Genomic DNA, 579 nt, shown 5'->3' with positions numbered 1-579 from the left:
GAACGTCGTGAGACAGTTCGGTCCCTATCTGCCGTGGGCGTTGGAAGATTGAGAGGGGTTGCTCCTAGTACGAGAGGACCGGAGTGAACGCACCACTGGTGTTCGGGTTGTCATGCCAATGGCATTGCCCGGTAGCTAAGTGCGGAAAAGATAAGCGCTGAAAGCATCTAAGCGCGAAACTTGCCTCAAGATGAGTCTTCCCTGGACCTTTAAGGTCCCTGAAGGAACGTTTAAGACTAAGACGTTGATAGGCTGGGTGTGTAAGTGCAGCGATGCATTGAGCTAACCAGTACTAATGATCCGTGAGGCTTAACCTTACAACACCGAAGGTGTTTTTAGAGAGATTTTCAGCGAAGTTCCGAGATTGGTTCTGATGGCGACACGAAAGTGAAGCGGTTGGAATGAAACAGAATTTGCCTGGCGGCAATAGCGCGGTGGTCCCACCTGACCCCATGCCGAACTCAGAAGTGAAACGCCGTAGCGCCGATGGTAGTGTGGGGTCTCCCCATGCGAGAGTAGGACACTGCCAGGCATCAAACAAAGCCGAAAGCCCTGAACTGACGTTCAGGGCTTTTTGCT

General features: G+C 52.2%; 2 rRNA genes. Both read left to right on the top strand.

The features are described from left to right. Positions 1-317 (top strand): 23S ribosomal RNA (locus N801_RS19145); the annotation flags it as partial. Between the two features lie 99 nt (positions 318-416). Then, positions 417-532: ribosomal RNA gene (gene rrf / locus N801_RS19140) — 5S ribosomal RNA — on the top strand. Positions 533-579 lie beyond the last annotated feature (47 nt).

Source organism: Knoellia aerolata DSM 18566 (assembly GCF_000768695.1).
GTDB classification, from domain to species: Bacteria; Actinomycetota; Actinomycetes; order Actinomycetales; family Dermatophilaceae; genus Knoellia; species Knoellia aerolata.
This window is presented reverse-complemented; position numbering and strand designations above follow the sequence as displayed.